The organism is Ruegeria sp. N11 (genome assembly GCF_056531525.1).
The window spans coordinates 1-6,224 of sequence record NZ_JBQFLX010000054.1; the positions used below are offsets into that span (position 1 = coordinate 1).

Consider the following 6,224-nt stretch of genomic DNA (forward strand, 5'->3'; position numbering starts at 1 on the left):
GCAACCCGCTACGACAGGTGCCCGAAGGTCTTCCTGTCAGCAATCGCCCTTGCAGCACTCGTTATCTATTGGCTATGAGTCCTGACCCTAGGGCGCGGCCACACCATTCTAAAACAACGAGAAAGGATAAAACGAAAAATACTCGAAATCCGGGGCTTGCTTCACCGCAAATCCGACCCATAATCAGATGAACCAGATGCGCCAGATACTCACTTAGCTCAGACAGCCATCTGTCCCAAGATCCCTGACGACGGACAATCACCAGCCGTCAACGCATGAACCTCAGTATTCTGAAAATGAACTGCCAAGAGACCCCTCATTGCAAAAGTAGGATTTGCGGCAACAGGCGCCCTCCGTCGTTCCTTCGACAGACATCCCTGCACGCTAAAATTGTGGTAGGTTGGTCACGAGGACATACTGGCAGGAGGTTTTCCGTTGAAACCGATATCGCTCCGTCTTGCAGTCACGTTCATGACAATTGCCGTCTCGGCAGGTTCGCTGCCTGATCAAGTTAAGGCGTTGTCATCGGATATCCCCGCCTGGTTGCAAAAGCATGTGGGCACGGGCGATGGCCAAATAGCTCCGATCGTCCTGAAAAGGGCGCGGGATTTGTATCAGGAAAAAGTGCGGCAGGGCGTGGTCAGAAACCCTTGCTATCTTGCAAAGGATGCAACCCGGCCCAGTACCGCGCGAAACGGCAATCCGGGACGTCGGTTTTATGTCATCTGCGAGTCTCGGAGATCTTTCCAGGCCGTCTCGTCCGGCTACGGGAATGGGCGCAAACTGCAACGCGCCAATTTCTCGAACGGTCGGCAATGCGCGAAGAATTTCAGCAACGCTGAGGGGTCGAAACTAACCGCTGGCGGATCCTACGTGACCGCCGAGACACGAACATCATTCAAAGGCTATTACAGTCATTCCGGTCAGAGGAAACCGTTCTATCGGACGTTTCTTTTGTTTGATGGCGAAGGCGAAACGAGCAACGCACGGGAGCGCGCAATTGGCGGACATCCTGCCGTTTTCCTGAAGTGGCAATGCCGGTTCAAAAATCCGCAAAGCTCTCATGCGGATGATGACGGCTATGTCCCATACGGAAGGCTCGTGAACTATGCCGGGGGCCGCAGCAACGGGTGCACGACATGGTCGCAATCCGCCTCGAAAGAGATTCTGGCCCTGGTGGAAGGGAACCCGACAACCCTCTACATCTATCCGGAAGGCAAAGACATTAACGCCGTCGCAAAGGCGGTCAAAAAGGGCAAATCGTTATCTGGGGCGGGGGTTTACTGGAACGCCGCCTGTCTACAGGCAATCGGTGCTCCGAAGTTCTGGCCCAAGCGCAGCCTCCAACCCATCATAAACCAATGGAGGGATTCTTTGCCCAAGCAGCCTCCATTGGAGTTGCCGATCTGCAAGTAAGGCGGGCGGGACGAAGGCAACGATACATTGGTTTCGCGGGACAGCGCTGAAGTGCGCGATCCTTTCCCGTTTGTTCGATATGGTCCAGTTGGAGCAGGCTCGTCGCTTGACGCCATCCGGTCGGCATGGTCGCCCACTTTGGGCGACCATCACTTACCAATCGCTTTGCTGCGGCGGGAAGTGCGCCGGAGATCGGCGGCTACTCAACCGGCGACCAGTCCGGGCCGGGATCGTAGATGTTGATATCGGCAGTGGCATCGAGGGTCTCGGGGCCGAAATCGGCCTCGTAAACGATACCGTTTTCACCGACCATGAAGGAATGGATGCCTGTTTCTCCGTAATCCGAAGGCACTGCAAGCAAGGCATGTCCGGCCACGAAGCGATCCCCGACAAAGTACGAGTAGGCTCCGCCAGCCGCATTCGCCCCCTGTTCGTGAAGGATGGTGAAGTAATAGCCGAGGAATGGTTCCGCCTCATAGTCGGTCTCACCGTCGCTCCACCCCGAGGCGGCGGCTCGGGCAAGTGCCGCGCCGACAAAGCTGTCGTCTTCGGGCCAGAAAAGTCCGTTTCGCTCGCCCGGGTCGGAAATGATCGTCTGCGCAAATTCCATGACGCCGTCACCGTTGTGATCCACCAGCCGGAATGCCGCCTGTAGGTCGACATAAGCCTCCAGCAAATCAATCACTTCCAGCTCATTCAAGCCGATTTCCCGGGCCGAAAGTTCTTCGATCCCGGCCTCCAGGTCAAAACGCCAGCCGTCTTCCCCGCGCAGGATTGGAATCGGGAAAGGCCAACTGTCTTCACCCAGCAGAAGAACAACCCCATCATCCTCGGGCTGAAAGCGGTACCCTTCGGCGTACATGCCAAGAACTTCCTGCCTTCTTTGCTGGTCTTCTGCCGGATCTCCCGATCCGACCAAATCTTCGGCTTCAGGTCCGAAAATTTCAAGCAACTTACTCTGATCATTTGCTTTCAGAGCATCTGCGAACGCGTCCAGCGCGCTTTGCGGAGTATCAAACCGGGCGCCGTCAGAAAGCGCGACGCCTGCGGTCGCAGCGAGCAAAACAACTGAAAATACCGATATACGCATCTTACCGTCTCCGCTTGCCTTTGGCGGCGTGCCCTCGCTTGGACGCGCTGTGAGTTCTGCTTCCGGACGCCTTTTTCTTCATCGCTTGCCCCCTGGACGCACTGGGTTTGCGCTGCGCCGTTGCGGCCTTCTTCGCCTGCGGTTTTCTGGCTGTCTGCGGTTTTTGTGCGACAGGCCGTTTCGCCGCATCGGGTCGTTTGGTCCGATCAACGGCCTGTTGTTTTGCAGCGGCCTTGTCCCGGTCGACGTTGCCCCGGTTTATCTGCGGCAACGGTTTTTTCCCACCGCTCCGATTTGCCAGAGCACCACCGGCCACGGCCCCTGCACCTGCGCCAGCCGCAACGGCAGCCGCCGCACGGTCGCGGCTGATGTCCGCGGCGCCGGACTCGCGGCTCAGTTTTGACCGCAATTCATCCGTGCGACCCTCGGGGCGGTTGACCGGCAAATTGCCGCGACCCCCTTCTGGTCTTTTGTGATTGGCGATTTTGTCTCGGGCTTGCTGCTGACGGCCAGGATCGGGTTTCCATCCGATATCCGTGCGGTTGCCCAGATCAATGTTGTTGCCGATGTTGACGTTTCCATCGACGTCAATGTCGATGTTCGGGTTTCTGTAAATCGGGCCACCGCCCCAGCCACCGCAGTTCCGGCACCCCCAATAGCCATACCAATCGTCGTCGTCGTCAAAAATCTCGTCGATCAGGGCGACGGTGCCAAATGTCAGCAGGGCCGCGCCTGCAACGTCCCCCACCGACGGTCCCGTATAGACGGTCTCAGGGTTATACTGCGGGACGTATACGGTTTCCGGCTCTGTCGGTGTAATGACAACCGTGTCTTCTTCCGTCACCTCGACAGTTTGCGCGGGCCCGGACACAAGCGCTCCGCTGTCAATCGCCTGGTCCCGCATGACTTGAACCGCATCCAGCACATCATCGGACTGCGCCAGCATGGCCGTTCCCACCGTCTCGGTCCAATCGACATGGGTGGCCATCTGACCGACGACTTCGGGAAACGCTGTCGCCAAGACACTGACCGAAGGATCCCAGCCCATGGCTTCAATTTCCGGACCAAGCTCGGAGGCGTCTCGGTCGGCGTTGTCCAGCAAATACCGTTCGGCCTTCACGATCTCCAACGGCTGCGTCGCCGCGACCAAAATCTGTATCAGCAGCGTATCAGGATAAAGAGCGACCGGAGCGACCAGGGTCTGCAACTCAGCATCAGTCAGAAGATCGGACGAAGTGGCCGAGGCGTTTTCCGTCGCAGCAGCGTCATCAGATGCCTCTTGTGCGAACAAGGTCGTAGATGCGCAAATACCGAGCGCAAATATTAGATATCTAAACATATTGCGATCCTTCAATTTCTTGAAGGATCACCCAAGACCGCGATTCTGGCAACCGGGCGGTCGAACAGGCATCTGTTTGAGAAAAAACCGTCTTTGGAGGCACGGACCGAAGCATTTGCTTCGCGCAACAAGACTGGCTTGGGCTTGGTCAGATTTTTGGCTGCTAGAAACTGATTTTTGGCGCGGCCGATTTATGGCTGGCCGCCAGACTTGTTGTCTAGTCTTTGTCACCGTCTCAAAGTCATCGTGCAATACGGCCCTTTTGAGTGGGAACAGACCTAGAGTACACGATTAAGTGGCGTGTTGGATCTCAGGGTCTGCCTTTGATCAGAAATCACGAGCGATCCGCCAATACCGATCATTTTTGCGGTGGAAACTACTGAGACCCCCGCTGGTCCAGACAATTGTTGCGCCTGAACCGAGGGGAGTACGGGACGCTGTACAGTGCCAATGGACAACCTGATCCGGTTGCCGGTCCGCAAATGCGCGATGCTCGGACGTCGTGGTCGTGACCTTTCCGTCCGAGATGTTGAAAACGGTGACGGCCTCTAAATAGCCGGTCAACATGGGCACCACGATCATTCGAGTATGAACGTCAAAATGGCTTTGGTTTTCTCTCACCAGTTCGTTCACGTGATGTCCCGTGTCCCGCCAGAAACCCGCACCGATGCACCTTTCGTGTCATCCAGCGAGACTTTGATCAGGGAAGGGCTGCCCATGTCTTCGCCCTGGCGAATGGTGAACCTGCCTCCGTGAGGCCATTGGCGGTCGCGCAGGTAGCCGGCAAAGGCTGCTGCAGCGGCTCCTGTTGCCGGATCCTCCAGGACGCCCCCCGAAGCGAACGCGTTGCGCACCACGAAGGATTGGTTTGCCTCGATGTGGACCAACATCACCGTCACCAGATCATGCTTTCGCATCGCTGCGCGCCCCATGTCCAGATCGTAATCCATTGCCGCCAGTTGCGCGCGATCCTTGAGCGGAAGCACGATGTGGTTGGCGCCGCCGTGGATATGTGCAGGTGGAAGCCGCGGATCGAGCTCTTCCGATGTCAAACCAAACAGCGCCATTACGTCCTGTTCTTCCCGTTCGGTCATCTCACGGCTTTTCGTGGGCGGCGACGACAGTGTTGCCATCATCCCATCGGAAGTGGCCTCGGCATCCACGGAAATCGTAGCGTCGTTCAGAACGAGCGTGTAGGCGCCAGCCCCGTTTCGCTCTCCCAAAGCCGCGCCGAGGGCGATTGTGGCGTGACCGCAGAAAGGCACTTCGGATTCCGGCGAGAAATAACGCACACGCCATGTTTTGCCTTCTGCGTCCTGCGCTGTGGCAAATGCGGTTTCCGAATACCCGACTTCGGCCGCGACCTGTGCCATCTCGTCTTCGCTGACCGTGTTCTGCAACAAGACCACTCCTGCGGGGTTTCCGCCTTCTGATCCCTGACTAAAAGCTGCAATTCGTTGAATATCCATCTGTATCTCCTGTTTTTTCTGAACAGGAATCTAGCTGACCGACAATAGAGTTGTCCCCGCAGCGTCGATTGCGGTTCAGGCTAAACTCTTTCGTTTCATTGCTCGTTGCGATAAAGTTCCTTCATGTCGAAAGAACTGGATCAGACAGACTGTCAGATTGTTGAGATCCTCGAATCTCGTGGCCGCACCAGTCTTGCTGACATTGGCAAGGAAGTGGGCCTTTCGGGCCCTGCGGTTGGTGAAAGGTTGCGTGGCTTGCTGGAAAACGGCTTCGTTACCGGCTTTGGTGCGCGGATAAATCTTCGCAGCTTTGGTTACGCAATTCAGGCGCTTGTGAGGATCAAGCCGCGCAGCGGTCAGCTTCATATCGTCGAAAGAATGATCGAAGACCAACCCCGCTTCATGTCCTGCGACCGGGTCACCGGCGACGATTGTTATGTCGCCCGGTTGTTGTTGAAAGATGTGGCCGAGTTGGATGAGATTCTTCTGCCCTTCCATGACAGGGCGGAAACCAACACTTCCATCGTGAAGTCTTTCGTTTTCGAACCCAGGCTGCCCCCTCTGGATTAGTCGGCCATCGAGGTCAAAATCGCCGGTTCGGAAGCTTGGCGACCAGTCATTTCCTGAACGCCCTGACCTCTTTTTAATGTCGATGGCTTTCCAGACAATGACACATATCGGCCGTGCGGCCGCAATGCGGACGAAGCGGTCGTTGCGCTGTTTAATTCATTCGATATTATGAATGAAATGCCAGGTTGGATGTCTAAATTGGCAGACGGGCTAGGGTCAGGACCCATTGATTTCCGCGTGGCTGCGTGAGTCACGGTTCGAAAATCGAGCGGTGACCATGTCTGATCTTTTTTGGCTGACGGATGCGCAGATGGCGCGTCTTGAGCCTTTCTTCCCCAAG

Annotated in this window: 6 protein-coding genes; 2 read left to right on the forward strand and 4 right to left on the reverse strand. The window is 56.5% G+C overall.

The genetic code is table 11. The annotated features are described in order from the left end of the window. The first annotated feature begins 471 nt into the window (after positions 1-471). On the forward strand, positions 472-1,416 hold the full coding sequence (locus ACR0J8_RS23875) for a hypothetical protein (RefSeq protein WP_480892779.1): 945 nt from the start codon (positions 472-474) through the stop codon (positions 1,414-1,416). A 199-nt stretch (positions 1,417-1,615) separates the two neighbouring features. Here ACR0J8_RS23875 and ACR0J8_RS23880 read toward each other — a convergent pair whose 3' ends face one another. The 4 genes from ACR0J8_RS23880 to ACR0J8_RS23895 form a co-directional block, all read right to left on the reverse strand. Further along, positions 1,616-2,506 (reverse strand): DUF2950 family protein, encoded by an 891-nt coding sequence (locus ACR0J8_RS23880; protein WP_480489541.1) that lies wholly within the window; start codon positions 2,504-2,506, stop codon positions 1,616-1,618. A gap of 1 nt (position 2,507) precedes the next feature. Continuing rightward, positions 2,508-3,845, reverse strand: coding sequence for a DUF3300 domain-containing protein (locus ACR0J8_RS23885; protein ID WP_170615154.1), 1,338 nt, complete (start codon positions 3,843-3,845; stop codon positions 2,508-2,510). A 327-nt stretch (positions 3,846-4,172) separates the two neighbouring features. Then, positions 4,173-4,478, reverse strand: coding sequence for a hypothetical protein (locus tag ACR0J8_RS23890; protein ID WP_480527637.1), 306 nt, complete (start codon positions 4,476-4,478; stop codon positions 4,173-4,175). Beyond that, entirely contained in the window at positions 4,475-5,314 is an 840-nt protein-coding gene (locus ACR0J8_RS23895) for a PhzF family phenazine biosynthesis protein (RefSeq protein WP_480527636.1), read from the reverse strand. The genes ACR0J8_RS23890 and ACR0J8_RS23895 overlap by 4 nt, the downstream gene beginning before the upstream one ends. Positions 5,315-5,437: 123 nt before the next feature. Between ACR0J8_RS23895 and ACR0J8_RS23900 the strand changes: the two genes are divergently transcribed. After that, positions 5,438-5,884 (forward strand): Lrp/AsnC family transcriptional regulator, encoded by a 447-nt coding sequence (locus tag ACR0J8_RS23900; RefSeq protein WP_170678019.1) that lies wholly within the window; start codon positions 5,438-5,440, stop codon positions 5,882-5,884. The last annotated feature ends 340 nt before the right edge of the window (positions 5,885-6,224 follow it).